General features: G+C 51.0%; 17 protein-coding genes. 11 read left to right on the top strand and 6 right to left on the bottom strand.

Going from position 1 to position 22574, the window contains the following annotated elements; genetic code table 11:
- The first annotated feature begins 266 nt into the window (after positions 1 to 266).
- The 6 genes from ACYVJM_RS00820 (at position 267) to ACYVJM_RS00795 (ending at position 6395) form a co-directional block, all read left to right on the top strand.
- Entirely contained in the window at positions 267 to 806 is a 540-nt protein-coding gene (locus tag ACYVJM_RS00820; RefSeq protein ID WP_461146307.1) for a Rieske 2Fe-2S domain-containing protein, read from the top strand.
- Positions 807 to 841: 35 nt separating this feature from the next.
- The gene (locus tag ACYVJM_RS00815; protein WP_461146306.1) at positions 842 to 1285 is read left to right on the top strand and encodes a thioredoxin family protein; all 444 of its coding nucleotides are present in this window, start codon (positions 842 to 844) and stop codon (positions 1283 to 1285) included.
- Positions 1282 to 2235, top strand: a complete 954-nt coding sequence (locus ACYVJM_RS00810) for an FAD:protein FMN transferase (RefSeq protein ID WP_461146305.1) — start codon at positions 1282 to 1284, stop codon at positions 2233 to 2235. Before ACYVJM_RS00815 ends, ACYVJM_RS00810 begins: the two co-directional genes overlap by 4 nt.
- Positions 2236 to 2256: 21 nt before the next feature.
- Positions 2257 to 2487 carry a DUF4266 domain-containing protein gene (locus tag ACYVJM_RS00805; protein WP_461146304.1) on the top strand — a complete coding sequence of 77 codons (231 nt, stop codon included), beginning with the start codon at positions 2257 to 2259 and terminating at the stop codon, positions 2485 to 2487.
- A gap of 11 nt (positions 2488 to 2498) precedes the next feature.
- Positions 2499 to 3704: a DUF3570 domain-containing protein gene (locus ACYVJM_RS00800; RefSeq protein ID WP_461146303.1), complete on the top strand. Its 1206-nt coding sequence runs from the start codon at positions 2499 to 2501 to the stop codon at positions 3702 to 3704.
- A gap of 306 nt (positions 3705 to 4010) precedes the next feature.
- Complete coding sequence (locus ACYVJM_RS00795) at positions 4011 to 6395, top strand: gliding motility-associated C-terminal domain-containing protein (protein ID WP_461146302.1); 2385 nt, start codon at positions 4011 to 4013, stop codon at positions 6393 to 6395.
- Positions 6396 to 6492: 97 nt separating this feature from the next.
- Here the strand turns inward: ACYVJM_RS00795 and ACYVJM_RS00790 are convergent, their stop codons facing one another.
- From ACYVJM_RS00790 to ACYVJM_RS00780, 3 genes are all read right to left on the bottom strand, one after another.
- Positions 6493 to 7041, bottom strand: a complete 549-nt coding sequence (locus tag ACYVJM_RS00790) for a YceI family protein (protein ID WP_461146301.1) — start codon at positions 7039 to 7041, stop codon at positions 6493 to 6495.
- 147 nt (positions 7042 to 7188) lie between these two features.
- The gene (locus ACYVJM_RS00785) at positions 7189 to 8715 is read right to left on the bottom strand and encodes a M20/M25/M40 family metallo-hydrolase (RefSeq protein WP_461146300.1); all 1527 of its coding nucleotides are present in this window, start codon (positions 8713 to 8715) and stop codon (positions 7189 to 7191) included.
- 2 nt (positions 8716 to 8717) lie between these two features.
- Positions 8718 to 10265, bottom strand: coding sequence for a serine hydrolase (locus ACYVJM_RS00780; protein WP_461146299.1), 1548 nt, complete (start codon positions 10263 to 10265; stop codon positions 8718 to 8720).
- A 140-nt stretch (positions 10266 to 10405) separates the two neighbouring features.
- On the opposite strand from ACYVJM_RS00780, the gene ACYVJM_RS00775 reads away from it, so the two are divergent.
- Entirely contained in the window at positions 10406 to 11917 is a 1512-nt protein-coding gene (locus ACYVJM_RS00775) for a M28 family peptidase (protein ID WP_461146298.1), read from the top strand.
- A 103-nt stretch (positions 11918 to 12020) separates the two neighbouring features.
- Here ACYVJM_RS00775 and ACYVJM_RS00770 read toward each other — a convergent pair whose 3' ends face one another.
- Both ACYVJM_RS00770 and ACYVJM_RS00765 read right to left on the bottom strand, forming a co-directional pair.
- A complete protein-coding gene (locus tag ACYVJM_RS00770) occupies positions 12021 to 13394 on the bottom strand; it encodes a DUF3300 domain-containing protein (protein WP_461146297.1) in 1374 nt (457 codons plus the stop codon).
- Positions 13395 to 13613: 219 nt separating this feature from the next.
- Positions 13614 to 15620, bottom strand: coding sequence for an SUMF1/EgtB/PvdO family nonheme iron enzyme (locus ACYVJM_RS00765; protein ID WP_461146296.1), 2007 nt, complete (start codon positions 15618 to 15620; stop codon positions 13614 to 13616).
- A gap of 155 nt (positions 15621 to 15775) precedes the next feature.
- On the opposite strand from ACYVJM_RS00765, the gene ACYVJM_RS00760 reads away from it, so the two are divergent.
- Positions 15776 to 17005, top strand: coding sequence for a TlpA family protein disulfide reductase (locus ACYVJM_RS00760; RefSeq protein WP_461146295.1), 1230 nt, complete (start codon positions 15776 to 15778; stop codon positions 17003 to 17005).
- A 14-nt stretch (positions 17006 to 17019) separates the two neighbouring features.
- On the opposite strand, the gene ACYVJM_RS00755 is transcribed toward ACYVJM_RS00760, so the two are convergent.
- Positions 17020 to 17244, bottom strand: coding sequence for a VF530 family protein (locus ACYVJM_RS00755; RefSeq protein WP_461146294.1), 225 nt, complete (start codon positions 17242 to 17244; stop codon positions 17020 to 17022).
- Between the two features lie 463 nt (positions 17245 to 17707).
- Here ACYVJM_RS00755 and ACYVJM_RS00750 point away from each other — a divergent pair, with 463 nt between their 5' ends.
- The 3 genes from ACYVJM_RS00750 (at position 17708) to ACYVJM_RS00740 (ending at position 22520) form a co-directional block, all read left to right on the top strand.
- The gene (locus tag ACYVJM_RS00750) at positions 17708 to 20386 is read left to right on the top strand and encodes an MGH1-like glycoside hydrolase domain-containing protein (RefSeq protein WP_461146293.1); all 2679 of its coding nucleotides are present in this window, start codon (positions 17708 to 17710) and stop codon (positions 20384 to 20386) included.
- A gap of 173 nt (positions 20387 to 20559) precedes the next feature.
- Positions 20560 to 21576 (top strand): aldo/keto reductase, encoded by a 1017-nt coding sequence (locus ACYVJM_RS00745; RefSeq protein ID WP_461146292.1) that lies wholly within the window; start codon positions 20560 to 20562, stop codon positions 21574 to 21576.
- 23 nt (positions 21577 to 21599) lie between these two features.
- Positions 21600 to 22520: a helix-turn-helix domain-containing protein gene (locus tag ACYVJM_RS00740; protein ID WP_461146291.1), complete on the top strand. Its 921-nt coding sequence runs from the start codon at positions 21600 to 21602 to the stop codon at positions 22518 to 22520.
- Positions 22521 to 22574: the final 54 nt, after the last annotated feature.

Raw genomic sequence — 22574 nt, 5'->3', positions numbered from 1 at the left:
TTTAAAGGCAACGCAACGTTTTACACTGAACGTACGTACTTACGACTAGATCCTACCTCCGCTTTTTGCCGTCAATTTCAATCCCATTTTAATGTGTAACAACACCTATTCTGTGTGGTGAAACGTTAATTTATGTATTCAATAAGTAAAGAAGCTGTTGATTTATCGGTTTAGGCATTCCCGTAGAATTTGCCACGTTTACTGCAGTCCAAACGTACAGGTACAAAAATGAATACCCACTTGCCTAACTTTTTAAAAATCCCTTTATGACACGTTACGATTTTTTAAAATCGATGGGCTTTACTGGAGCCGCCTTAATGGCAGCGCTTACTTCCTGCGTCCATGAAGAAGACACGGTTGTGAATGCACTGACACTGCCAGGCACCCAAAGCACTACAGTTACCCCACCGACCAGCACAACCACGACACCCGGCTCGGGTAGCACGACTACGCCGGCATCGACCACGACAACTACCAGCGGGGTTGACTTGAGTACCATTAAGAATCGTCTGCTTACCATCGATCTGGCCAGCACGGCGGCATCGGCGCTCAAAACCGTTGGTGGCTACATCGCGCAAAGTGGCATTGTAGTGGCTCAGGTTAGCGCCGGTGTTTACGTCGCCGTTACACAAACGTGCAGCCATGAACCTAAAAAGGCCATTATCTTCAACAAAACAGAGTTTTACTGCACTCAGCATGGTGCCCGCTTCGACCTCAACGGGGTCGGTAAAAACAGCTTCGGCAGCCGGGGAATCGCCGTCTACAAAGTAGCCACCGATGGCAAAACCCTGGTCGTTTATAGTTAAGCCTCTTTCCTTAAACACAGTTTCCCTGAACAACCATGAAATTAGCCCTGATTTCACTGCTTATAAGCCTGACAACGCTGGCTCCGAACTGGATACTAAATTTTGACCAGGCCAAAACCGAAGCGGTCCAAACTCATAAATTGATACTCCTCAACTTTTCGGGTTCGGACTGGTGTGGCCCCTGCATCAAACTTAAGAAAACGATTTTTGAGTCAGCCGAATTCAGCCGGTATGCTGATGAGCACCTGGTACTCGTCCGCGCTGACTTCCCCCGACTGTCTAAAAACCAGCTGGATACCCGACAAACCGCACATAACGAGTCTCTGGCGGAGAAGTACAACAAACAGGGTAAGTTTCCATATACAGTATTGCTGGATGCGAATGGCAAGGTGTTGAAAGAGTGGGATGGCTATCCTCAATCGCTGACAATACCCGGCTTTATCGACGCCATTCAGTCGGCCACACCCGCGTCGAAATGAGTATCGAATCCCAGATTCACAAGCGGACACAGCGGCTCATGGGCAATCGCTTTGAGCTGAGCGTCGTTAGTACCGATGCTGCCTGGGCAAACGACTGCCTTGATAAAGCTGTGACAGAAATCAGCCGGATTGAACGCTTACTTACAACGTATAGCGACGATAGTCAAACCAACCGAATCAATGCCAGCGCGGGTCTTCAACCTGAACCCATCGATCAGGAAGTGTTTGCGCTTATTGAACGGGCTCTGCGCTTATCAGCCCTCACCCAAGGGGCATTTGACATTACGTACGGATCCATTGACAAGCGATTCTGGAATTTTGATACGACCATGACGGCCCTCCCCGACCCTAAAACCGCCCGGCATATGGTTCGGTTGATCAATTACCGGAACGTGATACTGGATTCGGCACAACAGACTGTTTTCCTCAAAGAAAAGGGCATGCGAATTGGTTTTGGAGGCATTGGCAAAGGGTATGCCGCAGAACAGGCAAAACGGGTGTTACGCGACCTGGGCGTGGAGAGCGGCATTGTCAATGCTGCCGGTGACCTCACCACTTGGGGAACACAACCCAACGGAGCGCCCTGGACAATCGGCATTGCCGATCCGAATCAGACAATCCAGCAGGCATTTTCCTATCTGGAAATCAGTAATATGGCCGTTGCAACTTCTGGTAACTATGAAAAATATGCCTTAATCGACGGTAAACGGTATTCACACACCATCGACCCAAAAACTGGTTTTCCGGTATCGGGAATTAAGAGTGTGACGATTATTGCCCCGAACGCTGAACTGGCCGATGCGCTGGCTACTCCTGTGATGGTGATGGGCGTTCGGGTAGGCCTCAACCTGATTAACCAAATGCGACACATTGCCTGCATTCTTATTGACGATACGGATAAACTGCATACTTCCACCAATATCCGACTGGTAGCACCGGCCAGCGTTTAAAAAACTGTACAAAACCAAGACATGAAGACAACCAAACAAACCACAAATCTAGTCCTGCTAGCTAGCCTGTTCCTGCTCGGGCTGGCGGGTTGCACAACGGTTAAAGAGTACCAGAAGAATCGGATCAACGACGCCGAAATGGAACTGTCGGCTCGCAAATCGGAGAAGTTCGAGCAGAATTTTTACCTCTACCGCGAAGGCGCTGCGGGGGCAAATGGCGGAAAAAGTGGCGGTGGCTGTGGTTGTAACTAAGCAAAGGGACGATGAAAAAAATCTGTATAACTGTTGGCGTACTGCTTAGTCTATTTCGTTCGGGCCATGCCCAATCCATCGAAAAACCAGCCTACGAAACCCGAAAATTAAGTCTGCAGGAGGTTAATCTGGTATCGAGCTACTACAACCAAAACGGGAACAACTCAGCCGTTACAGGAGGTATTGGCTCCGAACAGTTAACCGACTATGCCCAGTCTATCGACCTGGTCCTTAAAAGCACCGACCGGCTGAATCGCCAGCATACCCTGGCGTTCGACCTGAACGTCGATCACTACACCTCGGCTTCGTCGGATAAGATCGACCCGCTCACGGTTTCATCGGCCTCGCGGAGTGACACGCATATTTACCCGTCCGTTTCCTGGAGTGTGCAGAACGACAACCGCCATACCACGCAGGGCGTTGCCCTCTCGTATTCGACCGAGTATGATTACAAATCGTACGGAATCAACCTGAGCTTTGCCAAAGCCTCTGCCGATAACAACCGGGAGGTAAGCTTGAAAGCGGGCGCTTTTTTTGATACCTGGAAAGTGATCTTACCCGCCGAGTTAAGACCGGAAGGCTATGGCTCCGGGGCCAGGGGGGATCGCGACCCCATCGACTACAAGCCCCGTAACTCCTATAACGCCAGCCTGTCGTTTTCGCAGATCATCAACAAGCGAATGCAGGTGCTGTTGACAGTAGAACCCGCGTTTCAGCAGGGCCTGCTCAGCACCCCTTTCCACCGCATTTACTTTCGTGACGGAGCCGAAACCGTGGAGCGACTACCGGGCAGCCGACTGAAGTTACCCATTGGGGTCCGGCTCCATTATTTCCTGGGCGACCGGGTTATTGTCCGGGCATTTTACCGGTACTATATCGATGACTGGGGCATGCAGGCACATACTGTCAATCTCGAAACGCCCATTAAACTAACGTCATTTATTTCGATAAGTCCATTTTATCGGTTCAGCCATCAGACAGCCGTCCGGTATTTTGCGCCTTATGGCGAGCACCAGTTGACACAGAGATATTATACAAGTGATTATGACATCTCCGGATTTACCAGTCAGTTTTTAGGGACGGGTATTCGAATGGCTCCCCCCGGCGGACTATTTGGTATCGGCCACTGGCAAAGCCTCGAACTTCGCTACGGACATTACACGCGGACTACAGGAATGGTCGCAAACAGCGTAACCCTTTTGGCAAAACTGAAGTAACGGACTTTCGGTAGTGGCCATGGGCCATGGCCACTACCGAAAGTCCGTTAAACCATCATATGCAGCCTGGTAAACCTCCCCCCTTACTTCGGTAGCATGCCTACGATCAGGCCGGTATTGGTTTACGTTTATCCGTGATGGAGTGCGTATATTTATGAATCAGTTTCCTTTTATTAGCAGATCAACTTCTTGACCGGATACGGAAGCGTATCCAGTGATAAAAGAAGCCCTCCTTCTCCGTAACCCCCAGTAAATCAACCAGTACCAGTTGTAGTGAGTGAAAGTGAAGTTTAGAACTGCTTGCTTATGCGCACATTTACCTTAAGACAACTATTTGTGTTTCTGATTTTAGGTGTACCGCTGGCAGCAAGGGGGAGTCATCAGGTTGGCGGGCATATTGAGATGAAAGCCGTGGGAAACACTGCCGGGCAGTATCGAATTACCGTTATCAACTACCTTGAGGATGGTACCCGTGGGGCGGCCAATCAATCTACTTCGGGGATATTAGGCATCTTCCGAAAGCGGGACAATGCGCTGATGACAACCTTCATCGTCCGGCAAACGGGTTCGCGGGTACCCGTCGTTTATGCCAATGGCTTTTGCGCAGCCCAACGTAACCTTAAGTTCATTGTCTTAACCTATGAAGCGGATATTCAGCTCCCGCCCGCAAGCTTTGCCGACCCGGAGGGCTATTATATTTCCTATCAGACTCGAAACCGAAACGCGGGTATCAACAATATTAGCGGTCCCGATCAAACAGGATTTACCTTTTATCTGGAGTTTCCGGCTAAACAGCAGAATAATCAGTTGTTTGTCAATTCGTCACCCCATTTTGGCCCCATAAATGGAGAATATATTTGTTTAGGAGACGCTTTCTCATTTCCCTTCGGCGGCACGGATCCGGATGGCGATGAACTCCGTTACTCCATGATCACCCCTCTCAACCAAAAGGGAGCTAACGGACAGAATAACACAACCAATCCTGTTTCCCCTGGCCCCTATCCCGATGTAAACTGGCTCTCAGGCTTTAACGCCGACAATGCAATTCCCGGTAGCCCCAGTCTGCAGGTTGACGCTAAAACCGGCGAATTGTCGGTAACGGCCACTCAACTGGGTCTGTTTGTTTTTGCCGTTAAAGTTGAAGAGTACAGGAATGGAGTAAAAATTGGCGAAGTACGGCGTGACTTTCAATTTCTGGTAATCGACTGCCCGCCCCAAACCACACCAGACCCGGCCGTTCAGGTAAAGAACAGGCCCAAACAACCCCAAACAACCATTTGCCAGGGTGACTCGGCCGTACTCGTAGCAGCCCTAGACCCAAACTGGAATTACCAGTGGCGTAAGGACGACATCAATATTGCGGGGGCTGTTAATTCAACCCTGGCCGTTCGGGAGTCAGGTCAGTATAGTGTTGTGGTTTCGCAAAAAGCCGTTTGCAGTAAAGTGGGAAATTCAGATGTCATCACGGTTAACGTGATCGGAAGTGATGCCCACGTGTCGACAACGGGGCATTTGTGCGCCACAACAGGCTCCATAAAGCTGGTAGCAACGGGTGCATCGGATGTTACCTACCAGTGGTATAAGGATAATCAGTCCTTAACTGATCAGACAACAGATTCACTTCGGGCCACGGAGGCTGGTAAATACTGGGCCATTCTTACATACCGTACACTAGGCTGTAAAGCCCATACCGATACGGCCGTTCTTGACCGTTCCGCTGCTGTTGTAGCATCCATTACGTCCTCATCAGGCTTTAATCGGATTTGTCCGGACAATTCACTTCCCCTGATCGGTAGCGGTGGACTACTTTACCGCTGGCAGAAGGATGGAAAACCAATCAGCAATAATGAGTCGTCGCAATTGGTAGCCACTAGCCCAGGCACATTTGTGGTTACGGCTACGGATATATACGGCTGCGAAGGCACATCCAATCCGGTAACGATCACCAGCGTTGCACCGGTTGTGGTTACGCTGGACTCTATTCCGGGCGTTTGCGGCCCTAATAACCCGCCCTACACCTTAACAGGAAATCCGCCGGGTGGCGATTTTGGCGGAGCGGGTATCGAAACAAATGCCTTCAGCCCGGAGCAGGCTGGTGTGGGCAATCACCCCGTTACCTACACGGTAAGGCCAGCCCCCGAATGTGCCGGAACGGTAGCGACCCGGATTGCCGTTGTGGCCCCGGTCCCAACCATTCAGCTGATCGATTCAATGACGACCTACCAGGGCAACACCTTTTCCCTGAACCCCGTTTACACCGGCGATCCCGTTCAATTTCGTTGGACATCGGGTAAGTATCTGGATAATCCCACAGCCGCGAATCCAACCATCACGGATATTACTGACGATATTACGTACACCATCGATGCAGCAAACAGCACCGGTTGCGCCGTGAAAGACACGATCCGAATCACCGTTTTTGCCCGTGCCTGGGTGCCCGATGCCTTTTCGCCCAATGGTGACGGTCAGAACGATATTCTGGAGCTACCTGGCATTGCGGCTTTCCCCGATGCAGTTTTCACCTTGTTTGATCGTTGGGGCGAAGTCATTTATTCGTCTGGCAAAGGGTACACCAATCCCTTCGACGGAACGCTTAACGGAACGGCGCTGCCAACGGGTGTCTACGCCTACACGCTGTTTACAGCCCCCGGTAAACCTGTTACACGGGGCCGAATTCTACTTGTACGTTAATGAGACAGCCCTATAACGACAAAAAAATCCGGTACGCGTTAAACGGGTACCGGATTTAGAACCAAACTACGCGACTTGTATAGCCCGTAGATCAATATTAGGCTTGCTTCGTTAACTGGATATTCAACACCAGTTTAACGTCGTCGCTGACAACCACGCCACCGGCTTCGGTAACGCCATCCCAGGTCAGGCCAAATTCTTTGCGTTTGATGGTCCCGGTGGCCTCAAAACCAGCTTTGGTTTGTCCGTAGAAATCAACCATCTGTCCGCCATGCTCAACTTTCAGGGTTACCGGCTTCGTAACGCCGTGAATGGATAAATCGCCGGTCAAAGAATACGTATCGTCACCCGTTTTGGTCATGGATGTCGACACAAAGGTCAGTTTTGGAAATTGTTCAGCATCAAAGAAATCAGCTGATTTCAGATGGCCATCGCGTTGTTCCTGACCCGTACTGATACTGTTTATATCGGCCGAAAAAGAGATTTTAGCATCGGTAAAATCATCCCCTGTAGTTTCTACCTGTCCTTCATACTGGCTAAACGAACCCGTTACCGTTGAAATAACAAGGTGTTTAACTTTGAATTGAATTTCGGAGTGGGTTGGGTCAATAGACCAGGTAGTAGCGGTTGCGGGTTGCGTTTCCATTGTTTGAGTCGTTTATTACGTGTTAAAGTATTTGATGTATATACATTTAATTTCCAGGAATCGTTTCACTCGTTTTTTAAATTTCAGCTTTTTTTTCAAAGGGCATATCCATCCAATCTAAAGAATAGACTGTAGCTTTCAACTACGTTATTTAACAAGCATAATCGACGCCATTATTTCGATCCCCTCCCAAAGGTACTGCACCTTCACATTCTCGTTCTCGGCATGTTGGTTGTTATCGTAATTCACCACCGGAACCGATACCACGTTGGCTTTCAGCACTTTTTCGAACATATACAACGGCAAGCTGCCTCCCGACGAAGGCGACAAAACGATTGGTTCGGGGCTGGCTGCCTGAACAGCAGCCACGACGCCCTGGGCGACGGGCAAATCCATTGGCGTCCGTTGGGCATTGTAGCCATGACCCGTCGTAATTTTAATTAGTTTCGGAAATTGCTGCCGTTCGGCATCAGTCGGTTCATGGTCCAGTACCTGATACCCCTGCGCCCGGATATGATCGATTACACGCCCAACTTGCCGGGTTACCTCATTGCCCCGCACGAGCCGTAAATCCAGGACAGCTTCGGCCTTCGTTGGAATGATGTTGCCTGCCATAGCACCTACGTTTGCGCTTTGCATGCCATTGATATTCAGCGTCGGGCGCATGAGCAACTCCACAAAGGAGCTTCCATTTCCGTCGGGTTGTGCAATGCCCAGTTCTTTCTTTAAGGCTGCTTCCATATTGGGCACTTTAGCCATAGCATCCCGTTCGCTGGCCGTTAAAGGGACTACATCATCGTAAAACCCTTTAATAACAACGTGGTCATTATCGTCTTTCATACTGGCCAATAACTTCACCATCCGCATGGCCGGATTAGGTGCCCAGTTACCGTAATTGCCGCTATGTAACGGACGTTTGGGGCCGTAGAGCGTAAGGTACATGTTCACATCGCCCCGAACACCAAACTGCACCACGGGCTTGCCCGATACATGGCGTGGTCCATCGGCAATAATCCAGAGATCACTGGCCAGTTTATCCCGGTGCTTGTCGAAGATTTCGCCCAGATGCGTTGAACCCACTTCTTCTTCTCCTTCAAAAAAGAATTTCAGATTAGTAGTGAGGGGTATGTTTGACTTTACCAGGGCATCATAAGCGTTCAGGATGGTCATGACACCCGCTTTATCATCGGCACTGCCCCGCCCCGATAAGCGCCAGTTCGGGTCGATTGGATCGCCTGATTTATAGGTGGCCACGATCTTTCCCCCCTGCTCTACCGGGGCCGTGATAAAGACGGGTACAAACGGTTGAAGGCCCTCTCCCCACTGCTTCGGGTTAACCGGCTGTCCGTCATAGTGAGCATAAAAAACAAGCGTCTTTTTAGCACCCGGCACTCGAACTTCCCCGAATACGGCAGGTGTAGAACCCGGTGTTGGACCATCGAGGAGCATTCCCGAAATACCCCGCTTCTTCATCATCTGAAGAATAAAGGCTGCGTTTCTACGAATGTTGACCGAGTCGGCGGAGACATTGGGAATGGACAGGAACTCCCGATACTCATCCATTAGGGCGGTTTCCTGCGACTGCCGGTATTGCCTGACCCGCTGCTGCGGTGTTTGGGCGAATACACTTACCGACAGAAAAATCAATACGTACAAGGTGAGTTTACTGAACATAGTCAATGGTTTGGGTGATGAGAAGATAAATCAGCCTTAGTAAATTCAAGGCCAAATGTGTTTAATTTATCGGCTTTCCCCTGCGTATTGAGGACAAAGCTCACGAGGTCTTTCCCATTCCAGAATTGGTCGTAAACCAGCCGAAAGGTATCGTAATGCCAATGTTCCATTCTTCCGGTCATGATGTCATTCACAGATGCATAAAGCCTACCCTGCCGTAGGCTTACCTCAACCTTACCGTAAACCGGGCTGTTATACGTACCGACATAAGCCGTTAGCGGAAGCGATGGATTAGTGTTCAGCACCCGCGTGCTGTCGGCTTTACGTTCGGCAAGTCTGGCCATCTGTTTAAAGCCACCGTATAATTTCTGAAAATCGGTACTCCAGTCATGGTCCAGCCCCAGGGCAAACTCATCGAATGCGCGGAACATCAGCGCGTGGCGCAGTTCGGCATGATCGAGGTTACCCTGCACATAGACGGCCAGTTTCTGATCGGGCAACTGGCCGTGAATGGCAATCATGCCCGTCACGCTGCCAGTGTGAAAATTAATGCGATGCCCGCGGTAATCCTGCTGAAACCAGCCGAGTCCGTAAGTTTTCCAGACGGGTTTGGTGAGCAATTGAGTCGGGTAAAACTCAGCATCGGTCACGAAGGTTTGGGGCTTGAACAACTCGGCCCAGGTGGCCGGTTTCAGGAGCGTTTTACCCTGATAGCGCCCTGAGTCGAGCATACACTGCATCCAGGCTGCCACGTCATCGGGACAGGTCCAGACCGATCCGGCCGGCCCAACGGCATCAACCAGACCCTCTTCCAGCGGACTATCGACCAGTCGAACGGTATCATTTACGGCTAGATGTGGTTTCGCACGGTTGGCATCGGCCACTTCGCTAAACAGCGCCCTTGTCCGGCGCATGTTGAGCGGTTCGAAAATACGGGTGCGGATAAACGTATCCCACGACATGCCACTCACTTTCTCCAGCACCTTTCCCGCTGCGAGGTACATAATATTTTGGTAAATGAATCCCGCCCGCAAAGAATAGCTCGGCTTCACGTACCGTATCCGGCGAAGGATTTCGTCGCTCGGGATTTTCATAGCCACCCAGAACACATCGGTATTGCCGACACCGGTATTGTGAATCAGCAAGTCCCTCACCCGCAGTTCCCTCGTTACAGCAGGATCGTATAACTGAAAGTCGGGCAGGTAATCGGTTACCGGATCATCCCAGTTCAGTTTACCCTCGTCGACCATCATACCCAGGCAGGCCGCCGTCATAGCTTTGGTTGTCGAAGCCATGCCAAACAGGGTTTGTGAATCAACGGGCTCGGGTTTACCAATTACCCGTACGCCATACCCTTTCTTCAGCAGAATTTTGCCGTCTTTAACGACCGTAACTGTTAGGCCGGGCACTTTCCAGTCGCGTACTGCCTGTTGAACATACGCATCATAGCGGGCCACCGGATCCGGAGCGGATTTCTTCGATTGAGCCACCACCGGCGATGTTGACCAACAACAGGCAATCAGTGTAAGTACAAGTAGATTATTTTTCATCTCAGGCTAATTACCTCTCCAAGATAGCGCATTATTACCTTTCAGTGCGACAAAACACTTTTTTTTAGGCGTTCCGGCCAAATCATCCGGGCTTCTGGAGTAGATTTGTTCTGGCCCAGTCATCAACATATAATAAATCAATGATTAACCTTACTTTGAAAAAGATGCGATTCATCCCTGCTGCCGTGCTGGCCTTTTCGGTACTGTTCGGCCAGGTTCCTGGCTATAGCCAGCCCAAAACGAGTGCCGCCAAGTCGACCAATGCGCTATCAGCCATCAAGGAGAGCGATATCAAGCGTGATCTGTTTGCCCTGGCGGACGATCATTTCCGTGGTCGGGAAGGAGGTTCGCTCGATGAACTGAAAGCATCCGTCTGGATTGCCGACCAACTGCGGGCCATGGGTCTGCAACCCGCTGGCGATGACGGCACGTTCTTTCAGTTTTTTCACATTCAGCGTACCCGCATTACGGAAACCAGCCGGTTGAATATCGGTTCACATCAACTCGTTCACGGTCAGGACGCGTTCATTTTGGCACCGGCCATTGCCTCGGTCGATGCCCCGCTGGTCTTCGTGGGTAAAGGAACGCCGGAAGAGCTGGCGAAGGTCGACATCAAAGGCAAAGCCGTGGCGCTGGAGTTTTCGGGTACCGGTCCGGCCGATATCAGCTACCGCCGGTATTTGTTTGGCACCATGACTCGCCGGGCCTCGGAGCTGGTAAAAGCAGGGGCGCTGGCTGTCGTTTGGGTTTCAGATACACCCGCTCAATCGTATTTTGAACGCTGGACAACCGGTCTGGAACGGGGACGTTACGATTTACCGGGCGGTGCCAACACGCGAGTATTTTCTCAGGCACCAACGGTCTGGCTCCCTTCCAGTGCGCTGGAGTGGGTAAAACAACCCGGACAGCAGTTTACAAACGTGGTGAATGTGGAAAGCTTCAACTACCCATCGGTCAATATCGTTGCCAAGGTGCCGGGAACGGATCCCAAGCTTAAAGATGAATACGTGTTATTCAGTACCCACCAGGACCACGACGGCGTTCGCCGGGCAGTAGCGGGCGACTCAATCTGGAACGGGGCCGACGACAATGCCAGCGGCTGTGTAGCGACGATGGCGATTGGCCGGGCCTTTGCACAGAAACCCGGCAAGCGGTCGGCGCTGATCGTCTTTCACGGGGCCGAAGAGCGCGGTCTGCTGGGGTCGCGATACTATGTAGAACACCCAACGGTCCCCAAAGGGTCTATTGTAGCGGTATTGAATGCCGAAATGATTGGCCGGAATGCGCCCGACAGCGCGGCTATTCTGGGGCAGCAGCCTCCTCACCGCAACTCAACCGATCTGGTCAATGCCGCGCTGGCGGTGAACCAGTCCGAAGCCCATTTTAAACTCGACACCTTATGGGATAAGCCGGAGCATCCGGAAGGCTGGTATTTCCGGTCCGACCACCTCCCCTATGCGCGCGCCAACGTTCCGGCTATTGCCTTCACCACCCTGCTCCACGCTGATTACCACACGCCGAAAGACGAACCCGACCGTATCAACACCGCCAAGGTAACCCGCATTGCCAAATGGATTTACCTGACAGGCTGGGATGTGGCGAACCGTCCGGACCGGGTGAAGGTAGACCCGGGTTTCAAGCTGGAGCGATAGCAGATTTAAACCTATAAAACGCAGCTAACCAGAGAGGCCCCGCCATGGCGGGGCCTCTCTGGTTAGCTGCGTTTTATAGGTTTAAACGAATTAACGGCGTTATTTATCGACGGCCACCGCCGTGAAAACCGCCCCCACCATGAAAGCCGCCACTAAAGCCACCCCCACCGAAGGAGCGCGTGCCACCACCTCCCCAACTTTGTACACGGGAACCGCCAAAATTAGTAGCGGGTGCAGCTACCCGACCTCCTCCGCTGAAACCACGGCTTGGGCCACTGTACTGACTCCCATTGTTCAACCAGTTGGCACGGGAAGGTGAGAAACCCGATGGTGAACCAAATGCCCGGCGAGCTGCCGACATAAATCCGGTATTGACCGGTGTGTAGGCCCGGTTCATGCCTACGTAGCGATTATAATATTGATTATAACGCCCGTACAAGTGCGGATAATAGGTGTATCCTGTTCGGAAAAACCAGTTGGAGAACCCAAACGAAGGCAAGCCGAACACCACCATATTACCCCCCATTCCATAGTAAAAGCCGGTACCGTACCACCAGGCCGATGGGTACCACATCGCCGAGGTGTACCAGTATGGATAACCAAACCAGAATGGGTACGGGTTCTGATAATAATTTGAGCTGTTCACCCAGGCTGGATTTGGATTGATACCACCCGTTTTATAGCCATTCGCCTGTGCATAAGCCTGCCCGGCCTGTTGTAGCTCCTGGCGTGCCTGTGGGTCCTGGTTCAACTGATTCTGATAATCGGCCAGTTCCTGCTGACTTTGTGCCTGAAGCGTATCGTGCAGGGCTGTCAGGTCTTTGGTTACCTGATCGGGATTGTTGCGGAATGCTTCGCCAAGCTGGGCTGTCTGCTCGGGATGCTCCGTTAGTTTAGTCAGCACGTCCGGCATGTCGATCAATTGCCGAAAAGCCTGTTGCGTCTGATTGTCGAGGGGAGCAATCATCGCATCGAACGCCTGCTGTGCCTGCTGGCTAATGTTATCGACCTGAACCAGATCGGCATGATGATGCCGGTATAATTTCCAGGCTGCTTCCTGGGTATCGGCAGGCAGGCTTTTGGCCAACGCCTTCACCTCCTGTTCACTCGAACCGGCGGGCTGTGTAGCCAGCGTATGCATAACATCTGGAAAGCGGGACAGGTCGTAGAACCAGCCCTGCTTGGTTTGCCCGTAGGTCTGAATCAGGCTGGTAAACGCCTGCTGGCTGGCGGCTCGCTGAGCGACCAGGCCATTTATGATCTGCGGCTGACCCGCAGCCAGTAAAACAGACTGCCGAACATCGTCCCGGTAAGGCGCGATGGCCGACGAAAGTGATTGGTTGGGGTCGTTGGTCGTAACGACGGGCTGCTGCTCGAAAGGTGTATTCTGGGCAATGATGGGTTGCCATCCTGCGGCCACCAACCCGAGTGCGAGCAGCAGGGTTTTGGCCGGAATACGATGGATGAACGTTTTCATGATTGATGCCTTGATTTAACGGTTTATCAACACTAAGCTGACTGTCAGCGATTCGGTTCTGCACACGGCAAAAGGTGATTCTCATGCCGTGGCTGGCCATTTCATCGACTACAATAAGAACATCAATTGGCCTCAAAAAGGGATAATAACAGCGTTAATCTTTGATTAAAGATCGCTGCCCCCGTTCTCAGAATACACATTTTATTCCAACAAATCAGCTCATTTAACCGCTCCCGGAAGTTGCTTGAGCCAGGCCAGATTGAACTGATAATGCACACTGCTGCTGAGCAGATGAATCATGTTATCCGGCGTTTGGGTCATGGCAAGATACCCCTTTGGTTCGGCATGCGTAGCGTCCATTTGGAAAGCTCCAGTCCAGGCTCCTCCGTTGAGGTAACGCTCTTTCCCGTCGGTCAGGAGTTTTTTAACGGGCCAGGTTTTGCCCTCATCGAACGAAACGGACGCATACATGCCGTAACCTTTATACGTATTCCCCTGTGCATCGTTAAACAGCATGCCCGCCTTTTCACCATCCCGTTCGTCGGGGTGATGGGTGAACGAGACCAGTAGAATGGCCCCTTCGTTCAGGCGATATAACACCAGCCGCTGCCCACTCCAGACCGGCGGAAATTCTGATGCCGAATAAGTCCACGTTTTACCCATATCGCTGGATAAACTGATGGGCATTCGTGGACCAATACCATTAGGCCCGGGAATATCGTCTTTCCGCCCGAATGCCAGTAAACGTCCATCCATCAGCTGCACCACACCGGTGTGAATACCGGCAATAAGTCCACCGGTTTCCCCGGCGCCGAATGACGGTGTTTGCTCACCGGTATACGGTTTCACCCAGTTTTTGCCGCCGTCTTTACTGATGTGAATGGCACTCCCACCGCTGGGACCGGGTTCGGCGTCGGCCGCCTGAACAAGCCAACCCTCTTTCGTCTGAAACATCCCGGCTATAACCTGATTACGTTTGGTGTGCTCCGCGTTGGCAAAACGTGGTGTTGACCAGGTGGCACCATTATCCGTACTGGTCCGCAACACCATGGCCAGATCCTGCCAGTCGCCATCTGTTTCTACGCCATTCATGTGGTAGATTGTGCCTTTGCCATCATGAAAGAGCGACGCGCCGGTCATATTCCGATCGGGCACTTTGAAAAATTCGTACGGTTCATCCCAGCCTGCCGCACCGGCCCGGAATCGGCTCGCCAGAACGGTCATTTCGCGACCGGATTCTTCATCCGTCGAAAACCAGATCGCCAGCAGATCACCGTTGGAGCACCAGGTTATGGCTGGCTGGTGGTTATGGCTGTAAAAAGGCACCCGTGCGTTGCAATCGGGTTTTCGGATGTATCGTTTAGGTTCGCTGAAGATGGGAATCTGGGACGGTGCCGGTCGCCAGGTGGCCTTCTTCTGCGACACCATCACCGTCGATGCTACTGCTGGCAGAGGTTTTGTAGCGGGCATACCAGCTTCCACGACCCGAAACCCAACCAGCCAGCTTTTGTTGTCGGGTAACATGGCCATTCGGTTAGCCGACCGCAGGAAGGACACCGGTGTGCCATGACTCCCGCCCCGAGTTAGCCGAAACAGGCCACTTTCCCGACCAACCGGGTCCTGCTGCTCGACCGCCGGGTAAGGCCCGTACCAGTCCAGACACCACTCCTCCACATTGCCATGCATATCGTACAGGCCCCAGGGATTAGGCGGTGCCTGCCCTACTTTTAAGGAGACAACAATGGGATTACGGTCTGTTTTCTGACTTTTCTGAAAAGTCTGCGGTAAGACGTTTCCGGTCCAGAAATTACTGACAGTACCCGCCCGACAGGCATATTCCCACTCCGCTTCCGTGGGCAACCGGTACGATTTTCCTTCTTTACGGGAGAGCCAGTCGCAAAAAGCAACGGCTTCGGTATAACTAATAAAAACCACGGCTTCGTCGTCTTCCTTCGAGAAACCATTCTTACCCCGCAGGGCTTTATGGTCTGGTCTAAAGCGTTCGTATTGAGCGTTGGTCACTTCGGTAGCCGACATCCGGAACCCACTTGTGATCGTCACCCGGTGTACCGGATTTTCATCGGCATCCTTTCCCTCGCCTTCTGACCCCATATAAAACCGGCCCGCCGGTACCGGGACAAAGGGCATACCGATTGAATTTGATGACTGCGCCAATCCGACAGTCGATAAAAAGTACGCGACGACCAGCGTATTAATACATTTCATTTGGAATGATGTTTGCCTGTGCTATGGGTAGAGCAGGTTCTCTGCCGACAGAATTGACGATTGAGTAGAAACCGGACGAACACTTTCGGATTACCGGCTTGCAAAATTGGGCAAAGAATGACTTGTTCTTCCCCTCGACCAGACAAAAAAAGTTTATGAATTGCTATCGCTTTCTTATCCTACTACTGCTCCTGGGCTTTAGCCAGGGTTTTGCCCAATCGATTTATCAGGGTCCTAAACCCGAGACGCTGGCGACGACCGAAGCGGAAACCGCCTTTCTGACCGCATTCACAAAAACGTTCAAGGCCGATTTCGACGCACCGGGTCAATACGCCAAACTAGCCGCTACCGGCCTCGATGCCTGGGAGATGAGTCTATTCGACGCCCGTAAAGCCCAGTTGGCTTTTTACAAAGCTTATCCGAAGGATAGTGTTTTTTCAGCCCCTTTCAAACAATACATTGAGGCCAGTATCCGGTGGAATTACTGGCATTTGTTGCTGGCTTACCCCATTCTACGCGGTAATGCACAAACAAGTCAGCTTAACGTGCTGTCGCTGCCCACCATTATGCTTGATGAGCTGGCAGGCCTGAACGTAAATGACGAAGCAGCCCTCCCCGCTGAAGCTTACCAGAATTTCCTGTATTTCTACATCACTTACATCAACTCCAGAGCCCGCAATTTTGTGAAATACACGCAGGACGATATGCACACTAGTTTAACCGACAAAGCAGCCGTGGCGCGTAATCAATTGACGGGGCGTCCTTATCAGTATGCACTGGCGCGGTTGCTGATCGAAAATTGCGAGAAAGCAACCCCCGCTTCCGTTCGAACGGTATTCGGCTTGTTGAGCAATACGCCCGATGCAAGCAGCTATGTAACGATCGTGAAAACCCGATGCGGTGAGGTGATGAACCGGAAAGACGACCCCGTTGCTATCGTCAAGAAGAAGCCCGCCAACCCGAATGCCTTTTCCTTTACCAGCCAAAGTGGCGAAGTCGTTACCCTTGATGAATTTATTGGAAAAGTAATTTACCTGGATGTCTGGGCGAGTTGGTGTGGCCCATGCCGGGCCGAATTCCCGTTCTCCAGACAACTTCAGGAACGCCTGACGAAGAAGCAGAAAGAACAGGTTGTTTTTCTGTACCTCTCCATCGATGATTCCGAAGAGGCCTGGAAAAAAGCACTCAACACCCTACAGCTACCCGGCGAACATGGCTTGTCGAAAGGCGGCTGGAATTCCCGAACCGTTCAGTATTTCGGCATCCGCAGTATCCCGCGCTATCTATTGATCGACAAAAACGGCAAGGTTGCCGACCAAGACGCCAAACGCCCGAGCCAGACCGACGCCATCTTACAGGATATTCTCAAGTTGATGACTGACTAACCGAAGGGAAAGCGTTACTGCTTACGTTCACTCATTTCCAGAAACAGTTCTTCTACCTGCTTTCGTGCCCAGTCGGTCTTACGCAGAAATGTAAGGCTTGATTTTATGCTTGGATTACTCACAAAACAGTTGATCCTGATTTTCCTCCCCAGCCGCTCCCAACCATAATGAGCGACTAATTCGGTTAGAATGGCTTCGAGCGTTTTGCCGTGCAGTGGATTATTGGGTTGCGTATTCATCCTGCAAAAAACGGTATAAATAATTTACGTACCGGCTAATGGTTATTGGTTAATCCAATAACATAATAACCAATACTTCAGAAGAAAGTCATCTGGAAAAGGCCGGGGAAAACACTTCGTAGTATCCCGATGTTTTAAGACCAAAATCCTCCGTAAAAAAAATAAACCCTTTCCGCTCTAGTTGATCTATAGTTAGATCGTGACAAACCAGGAAAAAGAGCAGTCTAAACTGGCAGAATAGAAATGGCATTTTCAGTTAGGTAGACATATTAAAATTCTGAAATATGTCTCTTTATCAGAAATAATGCAGTATTAACGAGGCTATTGCCAAACAATTTCCTTGAACAGGTAGTAGAGTACAAAAGAATTTTCTTAAATATACTCGGCACGCATACTATCTTTGATAGTTAAAATCACCGAGTTACTCACTCAACCACCGTAAAATTGATCTTAGCTACTCATTATGCCTACTGCTGAACGCGAACGCATTTACGAACGAGCCGATAACAAGGGCTGGAAAAAATGGGGGCCTTATCTTTCCGAACGAGCTTGGGGTACCGTCCGCGAAGATTATAGTCCGTACGGAGATGCCTGGAACTTTGTCAGTCATGACATGGCCCGCTCCCGCGCTTACCGCTGGGGTGAAGAAGGCATTGGCGGCATTTCGGACAACAAAGGGCACATCTGCTTTGCCCTGGCCTTCTGGAATCATAAAGATAATATTCTGAAAGAGCGACTCTTTGGTCTGGCCGGACCCGAGGGTAATCATGGCGAAGATGTGAAGGAGCTGTATTATTATTTGGACAGCACCCCAACGCACTCGTACATGAAGATGCTGTACAAATACCCTCAGCAGGAATTTCCCTACAACAGGCTGGTCATTGAGTCGTCGCGCCGGAACCGGCAGGAGCCCGAATTTGAACTCACCGATACGGGCATTTTCGATAAAGACGAATACTTCGATATTTTTATCGAGTATGCCAAAGCTGATCAAAACGACTGGCTGGTTACCGTTACGGCCCATAACCGGTCGGCCACGGAAGCTCCGCTGACTTTGTTGCCCACCATCTGGTTCCGCAATACCTGGTCATGGGGATACGAGCAGTACAACTCCCGGCCTATGCTCAACGGCATTGCCAATAACCAGATTGAAGTTAATCACAAGCAGTTAGGAAAATACAAACTCTATTGCGAAGATGCGGACGCACTGCTTTTCTGTGATAATGACACCAATTCAGAACGACTCTACGGCCGGCCGAACGTATCGAAATACACCAAAGATGGTATAAATAATTACATCGTCTCCGGGGGGAAGAAAAGTTTTATAAATCCGAACCAGATCGGCACTAAAGCCTCGGCGCAGTACACACGGGCTGTTCCGGCGGGCGGCAGCGTGAGCGTTCGGCTTCGTTTCAGCGATCAAACGACAATGACCAGTCCGTTTGAGGACTTTGACGCCATCTGGCAAAACCGGCTCAATGAAGCAGATGCCTTTTATGCCGATTTGCAGAAGAATGTACAGGATACCGAACTGCTCGCCATTCAGCGGCAAGCCTACGCGGGCATGCTTTGGAGCAAGCAATTCTATTATTACAATGTCAATGAGTGGCTGAAAGGCGACCCCAAAATGCCGGTGCCGTTTCAGGGTCGGGTATATGCCCGCAATGAAACGTGGCGGCATATGTACACGGCCAACATCCTGTCGATGCCCGACAAGTGGGAATACCCCTGGTTTGCTGCCTGGGATCTGGCTTTCCACACGCTAACCCTTGCCCGACTCGATCCGCATTTCGCCAAACGACAGCTCGCTGTTATCCTGCGCGAGTACTACATGCACCCCAACGGCCAGATTCCGGCTTATGAATGGAATTTCAGCGATGTGAACCCACCCGTTCATGCCTGGGCCACCTGGAAAGTGTATGAAATCGATAAGGAGCAGAATGGTGTTGGGGATGTTAACTTCCTGGAACGGGTTTTTCACAAGCTGCTGCTGAACTTCACGTGGTGGGTAAACCGGAAGGACGTTTCGGGTAATAATATCTTTGGCGGTGGCTTCCTGGGGCTGGATAACATCGGGGTTTTTGACCGGAGCCAGCCGTTGCCTATGGGCGGACGCATTGAACAGGCTGATGGTACGGGCTGGATGGCCATGTATACGCTGAACATGCTTCGAATTGCCTGCGAAATTTCGCTCACCCGTCCCTCCTATCAGGATATGGCCAGCAAGTTTTTCGAGCACTTCCTGCATATCGCATCGGCCATGAACAACCTCGGCAAACAGAACATCAGCCTGTGGGACGAGGTAGACCAGTTCTATTACGATGTGCTGCACATGCCCGACCATAACGCACGGCTGCTGAAAATCCGCTCGATGGTAGGGCTCATTCCGCTTTTCGCGGTCGAGATTCTGGACGAATCACTGCTCTCGCAACTGCCCGACTTCAAACGCCGGGTTGAATGGGTACTGACGAACCGGCCCGATCTGGCCTCGCTGGTGTCACGCTGGCATGAGCCGGGCAAGGGCGAAACGCACCTCCTGAGCCTGCTGCGCGGTCACCGGATGAAGATGATCCTGAAACGGATGTTCGACGAAACCGAATTCCTGTCGGATTACGGGATTCGGGCGCTCTCGAAATACCATGAGAAGACACCGTATCAATTTGAACTGAATAGCGAGATTTTCCAGGTACGTTATGTAGCGGCCGAATCGGAAATGAGCATGTTCGGGGGTAACTCCAACTGGCGCGGTCCCATCTGGTTCCCGGTAAACTTTCTGCTTATCGACTCCCTGCTGAAGTTTTACCAATACTACGGCGACGATTTCGAGATTGAATACCCCACGCATTCGGGCCATATTATGAGTGTGAAAGAAGCAACGCTCCTCGTCATCGAACGACTGCTGAACATTTTCCGTCGCGATGAATCCGGTCGTATTGCGGCTTTTGGAGCCGACCGAAAAATGCAGAACGACCCACATTTCAAGGATATTTATCTCTTCTACGAATACTTCAACGGCGACAATGGTATGGGCTTGGGTGCCAGTCACCAAACCGGCTGGACGGGCCTCGTTGCCGATCTGATCGAGTACCTCTACAAATACCAGACCCAACCGCAGGAACTGGCGGTGGGCACAGAAAAGTAAGGTTAACAAACGAGGGAGGTTTTCATAAAATCTCCCTCGTTTGTTAACCGGCGTTTTAGTCCCGGATTGCTACCGCCCAAAATTCGGATACAACATTCCTCAATATGGCTACTGTTTGATTTTTGCTCATAATGACCTTTGTGAAAGAAATTTAAACAACGAGTAGACAAGTTATGGAAAGGATTGAAACAGTGAATTTAGGGAGTCAAGGACTTGTGGTACCCACTATTGGACTGGGCTGCATGGGCATGACCCAAATTGCCGGTGCTGATATCTACGGAAAAGCGAATGAAGCGGAAGCCATCGCTACAATTCATCGGTCGCTGGAACTAGGCGGCAACTTCCTCGATACCGCCGATTTGTACGGCCCGCTGGCCAACGAACGGCTACTCGCCAAAGCGATCCGGAGCAACCGAAACGACTACATCATTGCGACCAAATTCGGCTTCGAAATTGACGACAATGAACAACTTACCTGGCAGTTCAATGGGCAACCCGCCTACGTCAGAAAAGCCGTTGAACGTTCCCTGAAAAACTTGGGCACCGATTACATCGATCTGTATTATTTACACCGGCTCGACCCCAACACACCCATTGAGGAGACAGTAGGTGCTATGGCGGATCTGGTGAAGGAAGGGAAAGTTGGGTACATCGGCCTATCGGAAGTGTCGTCGGTAACCATCCGAAAAGCTCATCTGATTCACCCGCTAACTGCCGTTCAGACAGAATATTCGCTGTTTGAGCGAACAGCGGAAGAAGCGGGCATCACCGATACATTACAGGAACTGGGTGTTGGCTTTATTGCCTATTCGCCCCTGGGACGAGGTTTTTTATCGGGAGATATGACCTTTAAAAGCCCGGACGACTTTCCTGCCGATGATTTTCGGCGCAGCATTCCCCGCTTTCAGGGCGACAACTTCTACAAGAACCTCGAATTGGTAAAAGCGATCAAACAGTTGGCCAACGAAAAAGAGGTAACGCCTTCCCAACTGGCACTGGCGTGGGTAATAGCTAAAGGGTTTGTTCCAATTCCCGGCACCAAACGGGTTTCGTACGTGGAGCAGAACATTGCGGCAACCCGTATTTCGCTAACGGCTGATGAGTTGGAACGACTGGAGGCTATTGTCCCGTTAGGTATGTCGACGGGTGACCGATATGATGCGGCAGGCATGCAGTCGATCGATCAATAGAATTCCGGATTAGTCACAAGCCCATGAGAAAAGAGACGAATTCCCCATATATCATTAACTCCATCTCCGAGTTGCATCGCCTGTTGGGTTTGCCTAAACCAGCGCACCCCTGCGTAAGCGTCATTAATCTCGCTGAGATCAAATGCCACTTCGATGAGAGTCTTACACGTGTTGTCTACAACTTCTATTCAATCTGTATTAAAAAAGATTTTACAGGGAAGTTGAAATACGGCCAGAACTTCTACGATTTCGATGAGGGTGTGATGACTTTCTTCTCCCCTGGGCAGGTAATATCGACGGTCACTCCAGACGACATGGCGCTTACGGGTTGCTGGTTAGTGATCCACCCCGATTTTATTCAGCACTATCCGCTGGCGAAAAGCATCAAAGAACATGGCTTTTTTTCGTATGCAGTCAATGAAGCCCTTTTTCTATCCGATAAGGAAGAGATGACGATCAATACGATCATGCAGACGATCGATCAGGAGTACCGGTCCGTTATCGACAACTATAGCCAGGATGTGATTGTATCGCATATTGATGTTCTACTCAACTATGCAAACCGGTATTACAACCGGCAGTTCATCACGCGTAAAAACGCCAGCAATGACTTACTGACTAGCCTGGAGGCCCTTTTGTCGGATTATTTCGACCATGAGCAGGTTCGGGAGCTGGGCTTGCCATCGGTGCAGTATCTGTCGGAAAAACTCCATGTTTCGCCTACGTACCTGAGCGATATGCTTCGGAAACTTACGGGCCAAAGCGCTCAGCAGCATATACACAACAAACTGATCGACAAAGCGAAAGAGAGTCTAACCACCACCTCTTTATCCGTCAGCGAAATTGCGTACCAGCTTGGCTTCGAGTACCCGCAATCGTTCAATAAACTGTTCAAGAGTAAGACCCAGTTGTCGCCCCTGGAGTTTAGGCAATCGTTTAATTAGTCGCTGGTTAATGGTATTGAGCTGTTAACGACAAATCAGGCTGTAAACCTATTA

The organism is Spirosoma pulveris (genome assembly GCF_054781875.1).
Note: the sequence above shows the minus strand (reverse complement) of the source record. Positions and strands in the feature narration are given on the sequence as shown.

Bases quoted from the DNA above. Each gene is read 5' to 3' on its own strand.
- ACYVJM_RS00820 (WP_461146307.1), top strand. From the start codon at position 267: ATGACACGTTACGATTTTTTAAAATCGATGGGCTTTACTGGAGCCGCC.
- ACYVJM_RS00815 (WP_461146306.1), top strand. From the start codon at position 842: ATGAAATTAGCCCTGATTTCACTGCTTATAAGCCTGACAACGCTGGCT.
- ACYVJM_RS00810 (WP_461146305.1), top strand. From the start codon at position 1,282: ATGAGTATCGAATCCCAGATTCACAAGCGGACACAGCGGCTCATGGGC.
- ACYVJM_RS00805 (WP_461146304.1), top strand. From the start codon at position 2,257: ATGAAGACAACCAAACAAACCACAAATCTAGTCCTGCTAGCTAGCCTG.
- ACYVJM_RS00800 (WP_461146303.1), top strand. From the start codon at position 2,499: ATGAAAAAAATCTGTATAACTGTTGGCGTACTGCTTAGTCTATTTCGT.
- ACYVJM_RS00795 (WP_461146302.1), top strand. From the start codon at position 4,011: ATGCGCACATTTACCTTAAGACAACTATTTGTGTTTCTGATTTTAGGT.
- ACYVJM_RS00790 (WP_461146301.1), bottom strand. From the start codon at position 7,041: ATGGAAACGCAACCCGCAACCGCTACTACCTGGTCTATTGACCCAACC.
- ACYVJM_RS00785 (WP_461146300.1), bottom strand. From the start codon at position 8,715: ATGTTCAGTAAACTCACCTTGTACGTATTGATTTTTCTGTCGGTAAGT.
- ACYVJM_RS00780 (WP_461146299.1), bottom strand. From the start codon at position 10,265: ATGAAAAATAATCTACTTGTACTTACACTGATTGCCTGTTGTTGGTCA.
- ACYVJM_RS00775 (WP_461146298.1), top strand. From the start codon at position 10,406: ATGATTAACCTTACTTTGAAAAAGATGCGATTCATCCCTGCTGCCGTG.
- ACYVJM_RS00770 (WP_461146297.1), bottom strand. From the start codon at position 13,394: ATGAAAACGTTCATCCATCGTATTCCGGCCAAAACCCTGCTGCTCGCA.
- ACYVJM_RS00765 (WP_461146296.1), bottom strand. From the start codon at position 15,620: ATGAAATGTATTAATACGCTGGTCGTCGCGTACTTTTTATCGACTGTC.
- ACYVJM_RS00760 (WP_461146295.1), top strand. From the start codon at position 15,776: ATGAATTGCTATCGCTTTCTTATCCTACTACTGCTCCTGGGCTTTAGC.
- ACYVJM_RS00755 (WP_461146294.1), bottom strand. From the start codon at position 17,244: ATGAATACGCAACCCAATAATCCACTGCACGGCAAAACGCTCGAAGCC.
- ACYVJM_RS00750 (WP_461146293.1), top strand. From the start codon at position 17,708: ATGCCTACTGCTGAACGCGAACGCATTTACGAACGAGCCGATAACAAG.
- ACYVJM_RS00745 (WP_461146292.1), top strand. From the start codon at position 20,560: ATGGAAAGGATTGAAACAGTGAATTTAGGGAGTCAAGGACTTGTGGTA.
- ACYVJM_RS00740 (WP_461146291.1), top strand. From the start codon at position 21,600: ATGAGAAAAGAGACGAATTCCCCATATATCATTAACTCCATCTCCGAG.